At 51.3% G+C, this 18,435-nt stretch carries 13 protein-coding genes; 10 read left to right on the plus strand and 3 right to left on the minus strand.

What is annotated here, in order from left to right; translation table 11 throughout:
- Nucleotides 1–64: 64 nt before the first annotated feature.
- The 3 genes from H7F31_RS06950 to H7F31_RS06960 form a co-directional block, all read right to left on the minus strand.
- The gene (locus tag H7F31_RS06950) at nt 65–1,741 is read right to left on the minus strand and encodes a type 2 periplasmic-binding domain-containing protein (protein WP_187103537.1); all 1,677 of its coding nucleotides are present in this window, start codon (nt 1,739–1,741) and stop codon (nt 65–67) included.
- 110 nt (nt 1,742–1,851) lie between these two features.
- Nucleotides 1,852–3,459 carry a response regulator transcription factor gene (locus H7F31_RS06955; protein WP_187103538.1) on the minus strand — a complete coding sequence of 536 codons (1,608 nt, stop codon included), beginning with the start codon at nt 3,457–3,459 and terminating at the stop codon, nt 1,852–1,854.
- Nucleotides 3,440–5,251 (minus strand): sensor histidine kinase, encoded by a 1,812-nt coding sequence (locus tag H7F31_RS06960; RefSeq protein ID WP_261800330.1) that lies wholly within the window; start codon nt 5,249–5,251, stop codon nt 3,440–3,442. The genes H7F31_RS06955 and H7F31_RS06960 overlap by 20 nt, the downstream gene beginning before the upstream one ends.
- Before the next feature lie 259 nt (nt 5,252–5,510).
- Here H7F31_RS06960 and H7F31_RS06965 point away from each other — a divergent pair, with 259 nt between their 5' ends.
- The 10 genes from H7F31_RS06965 to H7F31_RS07010 all read left to right on the plus strand — a co-directional run bounded on the left by H7F31_RS06965 (nt 5,511) and on the right by H7F31_RS07010 (nt 18,348).
- Nucleotides 5,511–6,368 (plus strand): ABC transporter permease, encoded by an 858-nt coding sequence (locus tag H7F31_RS06965; protein WP_246608921.1) that lies wholly within the window; start codon nt 5,511–5,513, stop codon nt 6,366–6,368.
- Between the two features lie 42 nt (nt 6,369–6,410).
- A complete protein-coding gene (locus tag H7F31_RS06970; protein WP_187103540.1) occupies nt 6,411–7,283 on the plus strand; it encodes a carbohydrate ABC transporter permease in 873 nt (290 codons plus the stop codon).
- Between the two features lie 187 nt (nt 7,284–7,470).
- Nucleotides 7,471–7,914 carry a HEAT repeat domain-containing protein gene (locus H7F31_RS06975; protein WP_187103541.1) on the plus strand — a complete coding sequence of 148 codons (444 nt, stop codon included), beginning with the start codon at nt 7,471–7,473 and terminating at the stop codon, nt 7,912–7,914.
- 21 nt (nt 7,915–7,935) lie between these two features.
- Nucleotides 7,936–9,906, plus strand: coding sequence for an AraC family transcriptional regulator (locus H7F31_RS06980; protein WP_187103542.1), 1,971 nt, complete (start codon nt 7,936–7,938; stop codon nt 9,904–9,906).
- 308 nt (nt 9,907–10,214) lie between these two features.
- Entirely contained in the window at nt 10,215–12,488 is a 2,274-nt protein-coding gene (locus H7F31_RS06985; RefSeq protein ID WP_187103543.1) for an AraC family transcriptional regulator, read from the plus strand.
- A gap of 191 nt (nt 12,489–12,679) precedes the next feature.
- Entirely contained in the window at nt 12,680–14,383 is a 1,704-nt protein-coding gene (locus H7F31_RS06990) for an extracellular solute-binding protein (protein ID WP_187105244.1), read from the plus strand.
- A 77-nt stretch (nt 14,384–14,460) separates the two neighbouring features.
- Nucleotides 14,461–15,417: an ABC transporter permease gene (locus H7F31_RS06995; RefSeq protein WP_187103544.1), complete on the plus strand. Its 957-nt coding sequence runs from the start codon at nt 14,461–14,463 to the stop codon at nt 15,415–15,417.
- 16 nt (nt 15,418–15,433) lie between these two features.
- Complete coding sequence (locus tag H7F31_RS07000) at nt 15,434–16,315, plus strand: carbohydrate ABC transporter permease (protein WP_187103545.1); 882 nt, start codon at nt 15,434–15,436, stop codon at nt 16,313–16,315.
- Nucleotides 16,316–16,327: 12 nt separating this feature from the next.
- Nucleotides 16,328–17,470 (plus strand): glycoside hydrolase family 88 protein, encoded by a 1,143-nt coding sequence (locus H7F31_RS07005; protein WP_187103546.1) that lies wholly within the window; start codon nt 16,328–16,330, stop codon nt 17,468–17,470.
- A gap of 20 nt (nt 17,471–17,490) precedes the next feature.
- Nucleotides 17,491–18,348 carry a sugar phosphate isomerase/epimerase family protein gene (locus H7F31_RS07010; RefSeq protein ID WP_187103547.1) on the plus strand — a complete coding sequence of 286 codons (858 nt, stop codon included), beginning with the start codon at nt 17,491–17,493 and terminating at the stop codon, nt 18,346–18,348.
- Nucleotides 18,349–18,435: the final 87 nt, after the last annotated feature.

The raw sequence follows: 18,435 nt of genomic DNA on the forward strand, positions 1-18,435 counted from the left end.
ACGCCAAAAGCACCGTCCCTTCAGCAGGGACGGTGCTTTTGAGCTTCATATTTATGGGAATTCTTTATTTCGACACGGATTGGAACCACTCGTTAACTTCCTTCGTCACTTGCTCGCCGCCGTTGGCGTTCCAATTGGCAACGAATTCGTCGAAGGCGTCAACCGGCAGTTTGCCGTAGATGATTTTGTTAAACGTCTCCAGCTCGGATTGGCGAAGCAAGTTCCACTTCTCGATCATCGCCGGCGTAGCCGCACCCGTAAAGTAGTTTTGCTTGCGGATGTCGATTTGGTCCATGACGACTTTCGCTGCGTACCAGTTCTCAGGTTTGCGGAATGTCTCCTGCTGCTTCTCGTAAGGCGTCTCCGCCTTCTCGCCGTTCGCGAGCTTAACAAGCGACTCCATGTAGAGGCCGGGAATACGTGCCGGCCCGGTGATGAACGGGAACTTATCAAAGAAGTCTTTGATCTTTTCTTTGTCGTTGGTTGGCTGGCCATCGATGATATCCCAGTCGTAGCCTTGGGCGAAACCGTATTCGTAAGGGCTGCCTACAGCTGGATTGGCCAAATTGTCGAGCAAATAGTTGTAATACAAAATAATGGCTTCCGGATGTTTTGCGTCTTTATTGATCATAAAGCTGCTGTTGACGCCGGAGTTCTGCCATTTGGTGCCGATCAAGCCGTCCGGTCCTGCAGGAATCGGGTATGCTTTGTATACCGATCCCGGCACGTTATTAATCAAATCCGGTGCCGGCCAGTCCGGAACCCAGTTCGCGCCAGGCAAGACGCCGGCGTTGCCTTTGGTCCAGATTTCAGCCGATTTGCCTTCGTCCCATAGCGCGGAGTCCGGGTGAATGTAGCCTTTGTTCATCCATTCCTGCAGCTTGGCCAGCGCCTGCTTGGCGCCAGCATTAACGGAACCGTACTCCAAGTTGCCGTTCGCGTCCAGGTTCCATTGCTCTTGCACGGCGCCGTAGGCGCCGAACAGCCAGTCCAGTCCGCCCATCCAGGTATTGGTGTTGTTTTTCAAGGAGATCGCCAGCGGATAGACGTCTTTCGGAGCCAATCCGTCCGGGTTCTCGTTTTTAAATTTATCCATAATGACTTCGAGCTCGGCAATGGTGGTCGGAGCCTCCAGCTTCAGCTTCTGCATCCAGTCTTCGCGGAGCCATAGCAGCGTGTCGTCATTGTCGGTGTATTCCATGATCGGAAGGTTCCACTTCTTGCCGTCCTTCGTGAACGGGTACCACAGCTCAGGATTGTTCGCGGCATGCTCCTTCCAGATCGGGCTGGCGTATTTTTCGAACAGCTCGTCGACCGGAATGAACTGCTCGGAATCGATTAGTTGGTTCGTCAATACCGGGTCGGTAGGGACGAATACGAAATCCGGCAGCTTCTCGCCCGATGTCAGGGCAAGCTGAAGCTGCTGTTTGTATTGATCCGCGCCGGCAGGATACCAGGTGCCCTTATGCTTCATGCCGAGCGTCTCTAGCATCCAACGGTCATGAACGTTGTTTTCGTTGGTTTCGCCTTTCGTATATTCCTTCGGCATAATAACCGTGCTGATCTCGATCGGCGGATCGTATTTGCCTTTGTCGAATGCGGCATCGGATTCGGACGTCGCGGCGCCCGGACTAGCCGTAGGGTCGGCCGCACTCCCGCTGTTATCGGCATTGCTGCTGCATGCCGATGCGATGAGCGTCATTGCGACAAGCGGCAGCCATAACTTCTTCATGTTCCCCATTTCGAATATCCCCCTGCTGTGTAAGATGTGGTTACAATAGCTACTTTACCAACAGGCACGCGGGGTCTTCTATAGGATTTTCTCAGTTTCCATAGGACTCTGTCATGTTGTTAGTGACCTTCGCGGAATTCTTGCGGCGTCTGTCCGTACTGCTTCTTGAACACTTTGATGAAGTAGGCGGGGTCCAAATAACCGATCTCCATGCTGATCTCGTACACCTTCTTATCGGTCGTCTTCAGCTTGTGGCAAGCCGTCTCCATGCGGAGTCGGTAGACAAAATCGCTGACCCCTTCGCCGGTCTCGATCTTGTACAGCTTGGAGAGATGCGTCGGATGCAGATTGACATGATCGGCAAGGGCGCGCAGCGAGACGTCGAGACGCAGATTCGCTTCGACGAAGCTCTGAATTTTCCTGACGTAGACGGAACGTATGTCCTTGACATCGTTCGAAGCCGTCTCTTTCAGCTTGCCCAGCGCGCCAAACGCCCAATTGCGAAGCTTGCCGATCGAAGCAAATGCTTCTCCGGTACGCAGGAGCTCGATGTCCCCGCCAAGAAGACCTTCCAGCGTATGGCCATGGCGATGGCAGTAGTTCGTAAATGAGGAGGCGATCAGATACCCGGCCTCCAGACAATGCTCCCAGGAATCGGACCATCTCTCGTCGAGCTCCGCGAATACTTCCGTCAGCTTCTCCTCGGCGGACTCCCATCTTCCGGCCTCGAGCAGGGCCCCCAGAACTGGCGGCGCATGGATGACATCAAGCACCCGGTTTGTCGCTCCGCCGCCCAAGTCGCCCGCGCGGATAACGAATTCTCTTTCGTCCCCGACAATCTGCCTGAAGTAGGCCAGCGCATGGCGGTACCGATCCGACAGCTTGTTCGGGAAGTCGAAGGAGTCCGTCATGACGATGGACAAGGAACCGTTTAAATATTGTTTCACCTTCGCTTGCAGGTGCATGGCAGCCTTCTCCAGACTGCTTTCTTTGCCCGCAATCGCCGGCTTCTCTTTGAACTGAAGCAGGAAGGCCAGATAACCGTGTTCTTCCTTCACGCCCCACGCGTGCGCGAAATCGCCGAATATCTCCTCGGCTATATTCATGATGGCGTATTCCATCAGATGCTGGCCGTTGTTGCGGTATTGTCCGAATTCCTCTTCCATGCGGACAAGCATGAGCGCGCATTCCCCGAAGCGGTAGGGAAGCCCGTAACTATCGAGCCGCCGCTCCCACTCGTCTAGCGGCAGTCTCTCTCCCCGAAAGGCGCTCAGCAGAAGCTGCCCGCGCAAGAACGGCATATTTTCCCGCAGAATATGCCGGGTACGTTCGAGCGAACTGACCGTTCCCCACTCGGTTTCCAATTGCTCGATGGCCAGCTTGACCGCTCCGAGCAATTCTTGATCCGTAGGAGGCTTGAGCAAATAATCCACGGCTTGGTTGCGCAGCGCTTCCTTGGTATATTCGAAGTCGGAATATCCGGACAAAATGATGCATTTTACCCTTTGATCGGACTCGCGGATTTTCTCCATGAGCTCGATTCCGGTCATCTCCGGCATAAGCACGTCGGAGATCACGATATCGATGGGATGCGACTCCATGATTTGCAGCGCCTCCTGCGCGGAATACGCTTTATGAACGACATCGATGCCCAGCGTATGCCAAGGCTTGGTCGTGGATAGATTGTCTACCCAGTGGGCTTCGTCGTCAACGATGATCATTTGCATGTACTTGTTCTCCTCCTTGTGCGTATGGAACCGGCCCCGCGTCAGCGGAAGGAAGCTCCCATATCATCTCCGTCCGGAGTCCACCCAGCCCCGATTTCGTAAATGCGACCCGGGATTTCCCGCCGAATTGATGCATGATCCGCTGATTCGTATTCCAGAAGCCGTATCCCGTATCATCCTGGAGCGGCTGCCTCATCTTGTGGTTCAGCGCGTCTAATTGCTCCTCGGACATCCCGGGGCCGTCATCCTCCACATAAAGCTTGCAGAACCCGCCCGACATCTCGCCGGTGATGCGAATCTCTCCGGACGAGTAGGTTTTGCCGACGCCGTGGATGACGGCGTTCTCGACGATCGGCTGAAGCATGAGTCTTGGAACATGCTGCTTCAGCATCTCCTCGGGTATATCGATATGGTAATGAATGCGTCCATTGCGGAGCTTCTGGATATCCAAATAATTGACGATCAACTGAACCTCCTCGCTCAAGGAGGCGGTGGGACGTTCCAAACGGGTCATATACCGGTAGTAGGCGCTTAAATTGTGACCCATCGAAACGACGGCCTCTTCTTCCTTCATTTGGGCCATGTTAATCATGTATCCAATGCAATTGTACAGAAAATGCGGGTTAATCTGGGCCTGCAGCTGCTTTAACGTTGCTTCCCGCGCCTGCAGCTTCTCCTTCAGGACGTTTTCGATTAACTCCTGAATTTGGTTGGACATATCGTTGAACCGGTAAAAAAGAAAGGCGAATTCGTTGTTGACGTTCGAGTTCATCCTGACCGAGAAGTCGCCCCGCTGCACGCTTTGCAAGCCGAGTATGAGCTTGCGGATGGGACGCTGCACGTTGCGATACAAGAGCACGGAAGCGGATATGCCTACCGCGAATAGCAGCGCCATCGCCGCGTAGAACAGGTTGCGGCTAAACGAGATCGGTCCGAGAATGCGGTCGAGCGGCACGATGTCCACCAAATGCCAGCCCAATGGGGCGGACACTACCGAGCTGACGAGGTACCGCTTATCGTCGAGCTCCACGACTTCCTGCATGGTATCTCCCAGCTTCTGTTCGTCAAGCAAGCGGACCAACTGATTCGCGAGCTCCGCATCGGCGCTTCGATTAAGGATTAAAGCCTCGCCCTTGCGATAGAGCATGGGATCGCCTTGCCCGCCCGCCTTATAGGTATCGAGCAGATTCTGGATGTTGGCTGGATAGAAGCTGGCTTGTACGACCAGATTGCTGCCGGTAAGCGAGCCTTGCTGCCCGAACGAATCGGCATAGAACCAATGAAATGCCTTCGGCTGCTCGGGTGTTGCGGTCGTCCCGTCTCCGTACAGCCATCTGCCCGTCCCGTTCCGTCTCAAATAATCTTCGTCGTACACCGCTATGCTGTCCGTATTGGAGAGCGCCTCTTTGTTCTGCTGCGAGTAGACGGTGAACTGCACCGGCCAAATGTTCATGACGCCGGATTGCAGCGCCATTTTCTCCTGAATGACGTATCTCGTCTGCATGCGGTCGTACAGATCGTCCCAGACATTAAGACCATTGAACTTCTGGACGTTCGGGTCCTTCGAGAAGGTCAGGACGAAGTCCATCGTCTGGTCGACGCGCGACTCGATCTGACTGGACAGGAACGAAAGCTGCTTAATATTCGACGACTTGAGCTCCTTATCGATAACGTTCGAGGAGACGCCGTTGGAGTAGGCAAAAAAAAGGATAACCGGGACGAACAGGATGATAAGCAGCCCGTTTATTTTTGCGAACAAACTCATTTTGGAACTTACTTTTTGTCTGACCATGCTTATGCCTCTTCCGAGCCCCATTACCGATTCTCCCTCCGCAATTTCCATAACAAAACCCTATCGATCCTAACAATGTCCTATAGTTCGGTTATCGTACCTGTTGCTATTATATAAAGCAAGACTACGACCCGGATACAAGAAATGTTTAGAAAGGGAGAGAACCATGGACTCAATGACTTCAACAGATCCCAGTCTCAGGGCCAAAAGGGGAGCGGGAAAAAGAACGGGATACCGGGTGCCTTGGGTATTGCATCTGATGGTGCTGCCTGCCGTGCTGTCCGTTTTCGTCTTTTCCTATCTGCCGATGGGAGGCATCGTGATGGCCTTCCAGGACTACAAAGCGAGCTTGGGCTTTACCGGTTCTCCGTTTGTCGGCCTGAAGCACTTCCGATACATGTTCGAGAATGATTATTTTATGAAAATAACGATGAATACGCTCATATTCGCCTGCTCCAAGATCGTATTGAACCTCATTATTCCGTTCTTGTTCGCCTTGCTGCTGAACGAAGTGAGGAATATGGGCTTCAAACGATCGATTCAGACGCTGGTGTATTTGCCGCACTTCTTGTCGTGGGTGACGCTTGGCGGCATCCTGATCGATCTGCTTGCGCAGACAGGCATCGTCAATCAACTGCTCACGTTTTTGTTCGGCACCAAACCGATCTTTTTCCTTGGAGACGGCACCTGGTTCCGCCTGACGATTATCTTTAGCGATGTCTGGAAGGAGTTCGGCTTCAATACGATTATTTTCCTGGCTGCGTTATCCGGCATCAACCCGGCTCTGTACGAAGCGGCGGAAGTCGACGGCGCAAGCCGGCTTAAGCAAACGCTGCATATTACGATTCCGTCGCTCACGCCCATTCTTATCGTGGTCGCCACGCTGGCGCTCGGCAACGTGCTGAACGCGAACTTCGACCAGGTGTTCAACCTGTATAGCCCGATGATCTATCAGCAGGGCGATATTATTGACACGTTTGTTTACCGCGAAGGTCTGCTCAGCGGCCAATTCAGCTTTGCGACGGCGGTCAGCCTGTTCAAGTCGATGATCAGCCTGGTGCTTATCGTCATATCGTACCGCTTGGCCTACCGATACGCGGGTTACCGCATTTTCTAGCTATGAACGATCGAATTTGCTTAATTGGGAAGGGTGATCCGCGTGTACCATAAAACGCTGTCTTACCGTATCTTCAGCGTATTCAATTACATCCTGCTTGCGATAGTCTCCATAGGCTGCTTGCTGCCGCTGTACCATCTGCTTATGGTGTCCTTCAGCGATACTTCCGCGGCGAATGCGGGACTTGTGACGCTGTGGCCGATGGGATTTACTTGGGATGCCTATGCTCAGACGTTTGGCAACGACAACTTCGTCACCTCGCTGTGGGTTTCGCTTAAGAGAACGGTTCTCGGAACGGCGCTTGCCTTGGCCGTAAATTCGATTGCGGCATACGCGCTGTCGAAGGACAACCGCGTATTCCGCGGCAGAAACGTGTATCTCTGGTATTTCGTCATCACGATGCTTTTTAGCGCGGGACTTGTGCCCGGCTACATCCTGATTCTGAAGTTGGGCTTGCTCAACAACCTGCTTGCGCTTATTCTGCCGGGTCTCGTGGCGGTCTACAATATTATTTTGCTGCTTAATTTCTTTCGGTCGGTTCCCAAGGAGCTCGAGGAAGCAGCCTTTATCGATGGAGCGGGATACTTCCGCAGCTTCGTCTCCGTCTTCCTTCCGGTATCGTTGCCAGCGATCGCGACCATCGCTTTGTTTACGATGGTAGGCCACTGGAACGCCTACTTCGACGGTCTCATCTATATGAAGGGCGTGGAGAATCTGCCGCTTGCGAGCTTTATGCAGACGTTAATCGTGCAAGGGAGCACGACGGGATTCGATCCGAGCGTCATCGCCAATATGTCGCAGCGAACGCTCAGAGCATCCCAGATCTTTATCAGCGCCTTGCCGATTCTGCTCGTCTATCCGTTCCTGCAGCGTTTCTTCGTAAAAGGCATCGTCATCGGCGCCGTCAAGGAGTAGACATGTTCTTCGGACCTGAGATATCGCAGGGGCGACCGTTCAAGAGCGGTCTATAGTCCGCACGCAAGAAGAGCCGCTTCCTTCACGGGAGCGGCTCTTCTTGCGATTGTTGCGGATATTATGCATGCTGTTATAATTGAATCAAAGTTTCGATTTTTGAATTCACAATAGAACAGGATGGGATCCTTTGGATAAAAATGAAGTGGAAAATGAGTTGCCTCCCAATTATGATCAATTAAAAACATCTGCGAACCGGACGTCCAATTGGAGAGAACGACTAGATGCGGTTGAAGAATTAGGCAAGTGGAAAACGAAACAAACCATTGATGTACTATTGCACAGAATGAACAACGATAGCGTGTATAGGGTTCGAGAAGCTGCCTTTGGCAAGCTCAAACAATTCGGTGAGGATGTCCAGCTTCCGCCAAGAAAAAAAGGCGACTTAAGCAGAGAGGTTTCCAAAATTCTGGTGAGAATAAAGAAAAGCTTGCCGAACGGTCATGCTTATCAGGATTTCAAAGAGAAGTTCAAAAAGATGAGACTTGATATATATGATACCTGCGAGGGCGAAAAAGGCGACGACTTCGATAAGTGGCTTGAAGACGCGTGGGCTTCGTTAGCGACAAGGTAGTCCGGAACTGGTGTGATATACATGGATATGATCCTGCAGCAGAATGAACATCTTGGACTATGGTCGCATGCGTTTATTCGAATATCTCATATGGAGAAGTTGTCGCTTCGGCCGGGGGCGCAAGGTGTCAGCGTTGCTTTCCCGGCAAGCGGCTTCTTCTGCATAAGCGGCGGCAGCGCGCTGATGCTGCTCAACAATCGGGTATATTCGCCGAACGGCATGCATATTTTCCATGTGCCGCCCCATAGCAGGATGGAGCTGAATGCCGGAGCCGACGGGCTCGATTGCAGTATTGTCCTCTACGAAGCGGAGCTGGACTCTCGTACGCCCGCGGACTTGAAGGAAGAGATGCAGAAGTGCAATCCGTTCCACGCCGCTTATCATTACGCGCCTGCCCAACAAGGAATGGTGTTCACGTTATTGGAACAAATGTTTGAATTATGGGGAGACGTGCAGCCGCAAGCCGGCATGCGGTTGAAGGGATTGGCTTATCAGTGGATCTCTTATGTCGTAGAGCAGTATCATACCGGGCAGGAGCCGCAGAAGACGATTAGTCCCGTGCAGTTGGTGACGATGGCGATGGAGTATATGCTGGATCATTACGCCAACCCGCTGACGCTGGAAACATTGGCCGCCGCCGTGGGGCTGAGTCCGGGCCATCTATCCAACCGCTTCAAGCAGGTGCTCAATCGCGGCCCCATCGATTGTCTGATTCGTCTGCGGATGGAGAAGGCATGCAGACTGCTGGAAGAGACGAAGCTGCCGCTGAAGCCCATCGCGGCTTCGGTCGGATATCAGGACGTGTATTACTTCAGCAACGCATTCAAGAAGCATGTCGGCTGCTCGCCTACCAGATACCGGCAGCAATGGACTGCGCGCGATCTGCATAGCGCACAGGACAATGTTACATCCGAAGGAGGAAGATATCCCATTGTTGAGGCCCACCCACGGGACTATACTGATAACAATTATTATTATCAATTAGTTGACGGAGGGTCAGAAGAGATGTTTAAGAATACAAAAATGGTGCCCGCAAGCCTCTTGATCGCGTTTGGTCTGCTGCTGGGCGCTTGCGGCAACGGCAGCACGGAAGTAACGACAGGCGGAGCAGGCAATGGCGCTCAGACACAAGCGGAGGCTACAGCCCCGGCCAAGGAAACGGGGGGGAGCACGGGGGCCGCTACAAGGGTCGTATCGACAGCCAAGGGCGATGTCGAGGTTCCGGCCAATCCAGAGCGCGTAGTAACCGACTTCTACTTGGGATACCTGCTTGCGCTGGACGTGAAGCCGGTGGGCACAAATAAAATGTTTTTGGAGAATCCGTATCTGATTGATCAGGTCGAAGGCATTGTCGATGTATCCGATAATCTGGAGGCGATTCTGGAGCTTGAGCCGGACTTGATCGTTACAGGAAGCGCCGACCAATATGAGGCTTATACCAAAATCGCGCCGACCGTATTTATCGAGAATGGTGATGATGTACGGGAGCAGACGAAGCAGCTGAGCATTATTCTGGGCAAGGAGGCAAAGGCAGAGGCCTGGCTTCAAGAGTTCGAGGAACAGCTTGCGGAAGCCAAAGAGCGAGTAGGCAAAATCATTAAAGAGGGCGAAAAGGTGACCGTATTCGACGGAGGCATCGCCAAGAATAATTCGCTCTACGGCAGTGCTTACACGGGGCGAACGTTCCATGGCCATTTGGGTTTGCCGATGAATGAAAAGGTAGCGCGCGATATCGACCCAGCTGTCGGCTGGTTAAGCCTGTCGAACGAGATGATTACCCAGTATGCGGGAGATTACATTTTCATGGCTGTCAGCGCGGATAAGGAAACCTTCGATTACGCAGGCGATCCGATTTGGAGCACGCTTGAAGCCGTCCAGGAGAATCGATTGTACGAAATCGACGGTTATCGCTTCTACTTCTCCGACCCGATCTCCGTTACGGGACAAATCCGGGATATTACAGAAATGCTGGAAGCAAGAGCGGCGGAGTAATAAAAAGTGCAAATAGCGGTGCAGGGATTTTCAATCCTGCACCGCTATTTGCATGTAGGCGAGAGGTTTGAACAATCAGGGTCCTCTCCGATCTTACCTCAGATCAGTCTCTTATCTTGACCTTTAAACTCCCAGCGTTCTTCACCGGAAAATATGCAGTACATATTACATATCGCTAGTCTATTATTAAGATTTCGTTTGTTTTAGCCAGTTAAGCAAAGGATTTGCGGCTGACGGGTTGAATTACATTGTCTTACCGGGAGGCATGGTTAAAACAACAGGTAATAGTGAGGGGGAGAGATAAAACTATGCTATCGAATAGACGAAAAAAATTTAATCGCATGAATGTCTTCGCAACGTTAATGATCTCTTATATCCTGGTGCTGCTAATTCCGCTCAGCATAGGGGGAGGTTTATACAGCCAAGTAGAAGGAATTATGATCGAGAATGCCAATAATGCCAACTCGGCATTAATTGAACAGGTTAAACAAGTGGTGGATGGCAGGCTGGAGGAGATGGGGCAGTTGGCTAGACATATCTACACGCACCCACAGTTGCCAAGTCTGCTCAGGCATCCATCTCCGCTTGCAGGAAAGCAGTCCTATGATTTTATACAGTTCAAGGATGAGCTGGAACGCTTCAGTAGCATAAGCACTTTCATCAGCGACTTTTATGTTTATTTCCATAATAGCGACACGGTTCTTACGCCTGCCATGAAAACCAACAGCCGCCTGTTCTATTCCAACATTTATGGATATGAACAGATGAGCTACGAGCAATGGCTGGAGACACTGCAAGAGGGGCAATTCAATCGCTTTTTGCCATCCGCGAGCATAGGACAAGGCATCTCCCAAAGAAATGTGGTGACCTATATTCAATCTTTGCCGCTGGGAGAACGTACAGCCCCTGCCGGCGCGCTGGTTTTCCTTATTAATGAACAGGAGATCCAACAGTTGATGGCGGAAATCATCAAAGCCAATAACGGAGCGCTGTTTATCAAGGATGCTACCGGCCAAGTGTTGCTGAGAACAGGAGATCCCGGCATTGAACTGGCGGAGGACGCGGCGAAGCAAAAAAATACGATGACCGTATCCACCCTTTCGCTGCAGAGCGGCTGGGAGTATATATCCGTTGTTCCCAACGATGTATTCTGGGACAAGGTCAATATAGTCAAGATGAAGGCGTTTAGCATGTTGATCCTATGCCTTGTTGCAGGAGGATTTGTATGCAGTCTGATGAGCTATCGCGCTTACCGGCCGGTGAAGGAAATCATACAGTCCATCGGCAGCCGCAAGCCGCATGAAGAGAAACAATACCTGGATGAATATGATTACATCAAATCGTCCGTCATTCACTCCATGGAAAAACATCAAGAGCTGGAGGGACAGTTGTTAAAACAGACCCCGGTCATTCGGACCAACTTTCTTATCAGACTACTCAAGGGATACGTAGAATGGGACCAGTTGACTCCGGAGACGCTGACTTTTATGGGCATCTCGTTCCCCCACCCCTATTTCGGCATTATTCTAATCCGATTGGATGACGCCAGCGGGTTCAGACGCGGTGACACGGAGAGCGAATGGGCTTTGATTCGTTTTGTCGCCGGCAAGATCTCGGAAGAGATGACTTCGCTGCCCTCCTATTCCGTGGAGATGGACAAGCATACCATTGCCGTCATTACGAATCTGCCCCTGGAGCACAGCAGACAGGAATATTACGAATGGGCGGAGCGGTTGAACTCCATTCTTGAAGAACGGTTTAGGACCCTTACTACGCTTGCGGTCAGCGAAGTCCACACGGGGGCGCATTCCATCCCAACCGGTTTGAAAGAATGTACGAAGGCATTGGATTACTCCATCTTTGCCAACCACAAATCCGTTCTTCTATATGAGGAAGTGAAAAATACAAAAGGCGTCTATTATAATTTCCCACTCGAAACCGAGGTAAAGCTTATCAATGCCACCAAAAGCGGCGATGCGGCCAAAGCCATCGAGGTTATCCGGAATTTGTATACCAGCAACTTCGAGGGTAACCAATTGACGCCTGAACTGGGCAAACTGCTATTCTCCAATCTTATCAGCACCTTGTTCAAGCTGCTCAACACATTAAGTTTGCAATACGAGGATATTTTCGGACAGACTCGCAGCCCAATGAGCAAGCTTTGGGAGGTTGGCTCGATAGAGGAGCTCTATCAGGATGTGGTCGCCATGTATGAGCAAGTATGCATGCATGTCAACACCCATCGCGGAGATCCGGCGATCCTGATGCTGGAGCGAATGAAGACTTACATTAACGAGCAATATGCTAACCCGATGCTGAGTCTCGCATATATGGCGGAGCAATTTCAAATTACTCCGCAATATCTATCGACCTTCTTCAAGAAAAACGCCGGTGTAACACTTACCGATTATTTGGCTCAGGTGCGATTGAAACATGCCAAAGCTCTGCTCCGGAATGATGATCACACGATTGCGGCGATCGCTATGAAGGTCGGTTACTCCAGCGATATTGGATTCACCCGGATGTTCAAAAAGTATGAAGGTATTACTCCCGGAAGATATAAAGAAATGCATAAATCTTAAGCATGGCCTGCGCCCATTAACATTGTCCTGTACCCGCAACTTTTCCGGCGCCGAGAGTAGTGCTGTCGCGGTTTATAGCACTTCCGGACTTGGTTAACCTTAACATGCGCCTGCCGACCATTAATATGTACTATGTACGAATAGGACGGACTCTACGTACAATTGGCCCAGAGCAATCACCCTGCGACAGCATGGTAACGGCAGCGCATGGTAGACAACGCTCTGTTCATTTCGTACACAAAAAAAGGAGGAGTCTGAAAGTGACAACAAAAAACAAGTCGAAACTGAATGGGTTTATCGCATCCGCACTACTGGCAACACTTCTAACCGGCTGTGCTAGCGGCAACGGAAATAACGCCGCGCCCGAAGCATCAGCCGAGCCGGGAGCAAGTGCTGCTTCTGACAGCGCCCAGGTTGCTTATCCCAGCCAATTGACCTACTGGGTAGCGCTAAATCCCAACGTGTCGGCAACGATGAAAAATGCCGGCGAAATTGCCCTCTATCAGGAGATTGAGAAAGCTACGGGTACGAAAGTGACCTTCCAGCACCCGCCGCAAGGACAGGAGATCGATGCCTTTAATCTGATGGTGTCCTCGGGTAATGTGCCGGATATTATTCAACATACCTGGTCAGGCGTTGCAGGAGGCTCGGACAGAGCAATTGCGGATGGCACGATTCTTCGTCTAAATGAGTTGATTGATGCGCATGCGCCTAATCTGACCAAGTTGCTGAACGACAATCCGGAATACCGGAAACTCATTACGACGGATGACGGCAATATCTATGCGTTCCCGTTTATCAGGGGCGACGACTACCTGCTCACCTACAACGGGTTGGTCATCCGTCAGGACTGGCTGGATGCGCTGAATCTGCCCATGCCCGAAACCATTGACGAGTGGTACGAGACCTTGAAGGCATTCAAAACCGGAGATCCGAACAAGAATGGACAACCGGACGAGATCCCGTTTCTCCTCGACATTCCCATGACTACCTTGAATCAGGCTTTTCTCGGGGCATGGGGAATTACGGACGCTTTTTATCAATTAGACGGCCAGGTCCACTATGGACCGATCCAGCCGGGATTCAAGGAATATTTGACGACGATGAACAAGTGGTATCAAGAAGGGCTGATCGATGCGGATTATGCGGCAACGGACGGCACATTAAAGGATGCGAAAGTAACGAATAATCAACTGGGCGCATTCGTCGGCTACTCTGGCAGCAGCCTTGGCCGATATACGGACTTGATGAAGGAAAGCAACCCGTCCTTCAAGCTGGCAGGCGCTCCCAATGCCGTTCTGAACAAGGGCGACAAGCCGCTACTGGGACAGAAGGAAGCCCCGTACGCCGGAATCGGCGCAGCGATTACCAAGAACCATCCGAAGCCTGAAGAGGTGGTGAAATGGCTTGACTACAACTATGGAGAAGAAGGCCATATGCTATTTAACTTCGGCATTGAGGGCGTCAGCTATGAAGTTGTTGACGGGTATCCTACTTATACAGATGAAGTCATGAAAAACCCTGATCTGCCGGTTACTCAGGCAATGGCCAAATACATGATGGCCAATTATTCCGGTCCATTCGTGCAGGATCGCAGGTACATGGAGCAATATGCCGTTCTGCCAACGCAGAAGGAAGCTATCTCCACGTGGATGAATGCAGAGAACGACCGCTGGATACCGACCCTCTCGCTGACATCCGAGGAGAGCTCCAAGTACGCCTCGATTATGAATGACGTCAAAACCTACTACGATGAAATGGTCAATAAATTTATAATGGGCGTCACCCCGCTTGATCAGTTCGATCAGTTTGTCAACATCATTCAATCGATGGGCATTGAAGATGCGATACAGATTCAGCAAGCAGGACTGGACCGCTTCAATATTCGGGATTAACTAGGAATAGAGCGTGTCGGTAGATCTTGGACGGTTTGCCGGCACGTCCGTTCAAATACTGAAGAGGAGAGCTGAACATGCAGCCGCTACACACAACCGCAGCCAAAGATGCGTGGAATAGGCCGTCCTTTCGTCGGCGTGCGGCAAAGGACTTTCGCAGAAATACCATGATTTATTTTATGCTGCTGCCTGTTATTGCGTTTTACGGCATTTTTCATTATGGGCCGATGTATGGCATCCAAATAGCATTCAAAAACTTCTCTGCCGGACTCGGAATTACAGGCAGTCCCTGGATCGGCTTCGCGCATTTCGAGAGTTTTTTCTCCAGCTTTTTTTTCGAACGCATTATCGTAAATACGATTTTACTCGGCTTGTACGATCTTATTTTTGTGTTCCCGTCCTCTATTCTATTGGCTTTGCTGCTTAACGAAGTCAGAAACCGCATGTTCAAACGAACCGTCCAGTCCATCACCTATTTGCCGCATTTTATTTCAATTGTGGTTGTGATCGGCATGTTGGCGGATTTCCTGTCCATGGACGGTTGGATCAATCAGCTTATCCAATTTTTTGGCGGCAATCCCACGCCTTTCCTGCGCTTGCCGGAGTGGTTCCGATTCTTGTACACCTCGTCTGCCGTCTGGCAGGGCATCGGCTGGGGCTCGATCATCTACCTGGCTGCCATCTCCAACATTGACCCTTCGCTCTATGAAGCCGCCAAGGTTGACGGGGCAGGACGTTTGCGGCAGGTATTGAGCATTACGATTCCCAGCATTATGCCGACGATTATTATTCTTTTTATTTTGCGGATCGGTTCGCTGATGGCCCTCCAGGATGAGAAGATTCTTCTGATGTACAATCCGATGACCTACGAAACAGCTGATGTTATCGGCACGTACGTTTACCGCAAAGGGGTGCTGGAAGCCAGTTACAGCTTTAGTGCCGCCGTTGGCTTGTTCAATTCCCTGATTAATTTTGCATTGCTGTTCTCGGCTAATTATATGAGCAAGCGTTTCAGCGACACCAAGCTGATGTAGGAGGACAGAATAAACGATGAACTATTCGAAATCATTGGGCGAACGAACGTTCGATCTGTCCAATGTCGTCATTTTAATTTTATTATCCATCGTCACCATGTATCCGTTTATCTATGTCCTGTTCGCTTCCGTCAGCGAATCTGCCGCTTTTGTCCAGCATCGGGGCATTTTGTTATGGCCTAAAGGATTTTCGCTGGAGTCGTATAAGATGGTGCTCCAGAATCCCAATATCGTGACCAGTTACATCAATACAATCTTTTATGTGCTGGTCGGTACATCGCTGAATCTCGTGATGACGGCGCTAGGCGCTTACGGATTGTCTCGCCGCAATGTCATGTGGGGTACGACCATCATGGTCCTGATTGTATTAACGATGTTTTTCGACGGCGGCTTGATTCCCAAGTACATGCTTATGCTGGACCTGGGCTTGCTGGACACCCGTTGGGCGCTGATTCTTCCCAGCGCCATGACGACCTGGAACCTGATCATTATGCGCACCTCCTTCCAAGCGGTACCGCCTGCACTGGAGGAATCGGCGCGAATCGACGGTGCAAACGACTTCTCCATTTTGATTCGCGTCATTATTCCTCTTTCGCTGCCTGTCATTGCCGTCATGGTTCTGTTCTACGGCGTATGGCACTGGAACAAATGGTTCGACGCCTTGCTGTACCTTCGGAACCGGGATCTGTTTCCGCTGCAGCTAATTCTGCGCGAGATTCTGATCCAGAATAATACGGACAGCATGATGACTGGCGTAGGTGGGGGCGACAGAATGCCGGTGGCGGAGACGATCAAATATGCGACCATTATGGTAGCTACATTGCCGATTTTGTTCTTATACCCTTTCCTGCAAAAGTACTTTGTCAAGGGCGTAATGATTGGCGCGATTAAAGAATAGAGGTGTTTACGGATGTGGCAGCAAGCGATTGAAGATGCGGTCAGGAAGACAAGACAGAATATCGAGCAGTTTGGTCTTCGTTTCCCTCACATTACCACGGAGAACCGTTACGACTGGGGGGAGAACAACGACTGGATTGAAGGCTTCTACACCGGCATGATCTGGCTCTGTTACGAATATACCGGCGATGCCTTCTTTAAGGAGACAGGTCTCAAGCATCTGGACAGCTACCGGGAACGGCTCTCTGCCAAGCGGGAGCTGGACCATCATGATATCGGCTTTCTCTATCTGCCGTCGGCATTGGCTGCATGGATCGTAAGCGGATCGGATAAGGGCAGACAGCTGGCGCTGGATGCCGCCGATCATCTGATGATGAGATGGCGCCCGGATGGCGGTTTTTTGCAGGCCTGGGGGCCAGCCGGTCATCCGGAGAACGGCGGCCGCATCATTATCGACTGTATGATGAACATTCCCTTGCTCTACTGGGCGTACGAGCAATCCGGGAATGAAGCCTATCGAGAAGCGGCGATTTGTCATGCGGACAAAAGCAGGCGTTATCTCATGCGGGGGGATGACTCCACTTATCATACCTTTTATTTCGACCCGGAGAGCGGTAAACCAATCAGGGGCGGGACTCACCAGGGATTCCATGACGGTTCCACATGGACCCGCGGTCAGGCATGGGCGATTTATGGCTTTGCGTTGTCTTACCGCTACACCGGCAACAAGCCATATCTGGAGACGGCGAAGCGGGCTGCCCGCTTCTTCATCGCCCATCTGCCCGAGGATGAGGTTGCGTATTGGGATTTCGACGTGCCCGCGCAACCCGGCACGCCCCGAGACAGCTCCGCTTCGGCGATTGCGACTTGCGGCCTGCTGGAAATCATAAGTCATCTGAGAGAGGGAGATGACGAAAAACAAACGTTCAAGAATGCTGTAGAAGGCACTATGTCCTCTCTGGTCAAGCATTATGCAACCATCGGCAAGCCGGACGAAGAAGGATTGCTGCAGCATGGCTCCTACTACGTTCGCGGGGGACTGGGACCGGATGATTACATGATTTGGGGCGACTATTACTACCTGGAGGCGCTCCTCCGCATGACCAGCAACATTCCCGGATATTGGTATGAGCGTGTTCGGGAGCAAGCAAGATAGGAAGGAATGGAGACGCAACGATGAAACTGGGAATAAGCACTTACAGTTTATTTCAAGCGACGAAGACGGGGGAGATGTCCTTACTGGATGTCATTGATTTTATTGCTGACATTGGCGGCGATCATGTCGAAGTCGCACCGCTCGGAATCGATTTGACAGACGAGCCAGAAATGGTGCAAGCTATTTGCCAACGAGCTGCGGATAAGAAGCTGGAGATATCCAATTATTCCATTGTGGCTGAATTCGGGAACAAGCAACCGGAGGAGTTGGAAGAGGAGATTCGCAGAGTGAAGCGCCATGTAGACATTGCGGCTGCGCTTGGCGTGAAGCATATGCGACATGATGTCGCCTCGTCCCGTGATACATCCATCAGGAACTTCTGTTCGTTGCTACCTAAGCTGGCGGATGCCTGTCGCCAGATAGCTGACTACGCGGCACCGCTGGGCATCACGACAAGTGTAGAGAATCACAGCAACTTGATTCAGGCAAGCGACCGCGTTCAAATGTTGGTACAGGAGACAGGTCGGGGGAACTTCAAAACGACGCTTGATATTGGCAACTTCATGTGTGCGGACGAAGACCCAGTAGTAGCTGTGGCTAGCAATCTTCCATTTGCATCGATGATTCATCTTAAGGATTTCTACCTGCGGCCGTCCAGCCACAATAAGGGCGAAGGCTGGTTTCCGACTATACATGGCAACTATTTGAGAGGCTCCATCCTCGGCGATGGGGATATCAACATGAGAGAAGTACTGCGTTTGATTAAGAAATCCGGCTATAATGGCTATTTCTCCATTGAGTTCGAGGGCATGGAGGAGTGTAAGCGCGCAACTGGAATTTGTTTGGATAATGCACGCCGCATATGGGATGAAGTATAGTGGGCGAAATAGATTTAGCAGAGTTCCAAGTAAGAGTGTTGAAGGAGTACCAGGGGAGCAGAGCTGTTAAAAAGGCGGTGTTCTTCC

It is taken from the genome of Paenibacillus sp. PAMC21692 (genome assembly GCF_014303795.1).
Taxonomy (GTDB): domain Bacteria; phylum Bacillota; class Bacilli; order Paenibacillales; family Paenibacillaceae; genus Pristimantibacillus; species Pristimantibacillus agaridevorans.

What these genes read in the sequence shown, in the direction of transcription:
- H7F31_RS06950 (WP_187103537.1), bottom strand. Translation starts at nt 1,741, where the DNA reads ATGGGGAACATGAAGAAGTTATGGCTGCCGCTTGTCGCAATGACGCTC.
- H7F31_RS06955 (WP_187103538.1), bottom strand. Translation starts at nt 3,459, where the DNA reads ATGCAAATGATCATCGTTGACGACGAAGCCCACTGGGTAGACAATCTA.
- H7F31_RS06960 (WP_261800330.1), bottom strand. Translation starts at nt 5,251, where the DNA reads ATGGTCAGACAAAAAGTAAGTTCCAAAATGAGTTTGTTCGCAAAAATA.
- H7F31_RS06965 (WP_246608921.1), top strand. Translation starts at nt 5,511, where the DNA reads ATGGTGCTGCCTGCCGTGCTGTCCGTTTTCGTCTTTTCCTATCTGCCG.
- H7F31_RS06980 (WP_187103542.1), top strand. Translation starts at nt 7,936, where the DNA reads ATGGATATGATCCTGCAGCAGAATGAACATCTTGGACTATGGTCGCAT.
- H7F31_RS06985 (WP_187103543.1), top strand. Translation starts at nt 10,215, where the DNA reads ATGCTATCGAATAGACGAAAAAAATTTAATCGCATGAATGTCTTCGCA.
- H7F31_RS06990 (WP_187105244.1), top strand. Translation starts at nt 12,680, where the DNA reads ATGGTAACGGCAGCGCATGGTAGACAACGCTCTGTTCATTTCGTACAC.
- H7F31_RS06995 (WP_187103544.1), top strand. Translation starts at nt 14,461, where the DNA reads ATGCAGCCGCTACACACAACCGCAGCCAAAGATGCGTGGAATAGGCCG.
- H7F31_RS07000 (WP_187103545.1), top strand. Translation starts at nt 15,434, where the DNA reads ATGAACTATTCGAAATCATTGGGCGAACGAACGTTCGATCTGTCCAAT.
- H7F31_RS07005 (WP_187103546.1), top strand. Translation starts at nt 16,328, where the DNA reads ATGTGGCAGCAAGCGATTGAAGATGCGGTCAGGAAGACAAGACAGAAT.
- H7F31_RS07010 (WP_187103547.1), top strand. Translation starts at nt 17,491, where the DNA reads ATGAAACTGGGAATAAGCACTTACAGTTTATTTCAAGCGACGAAGACG.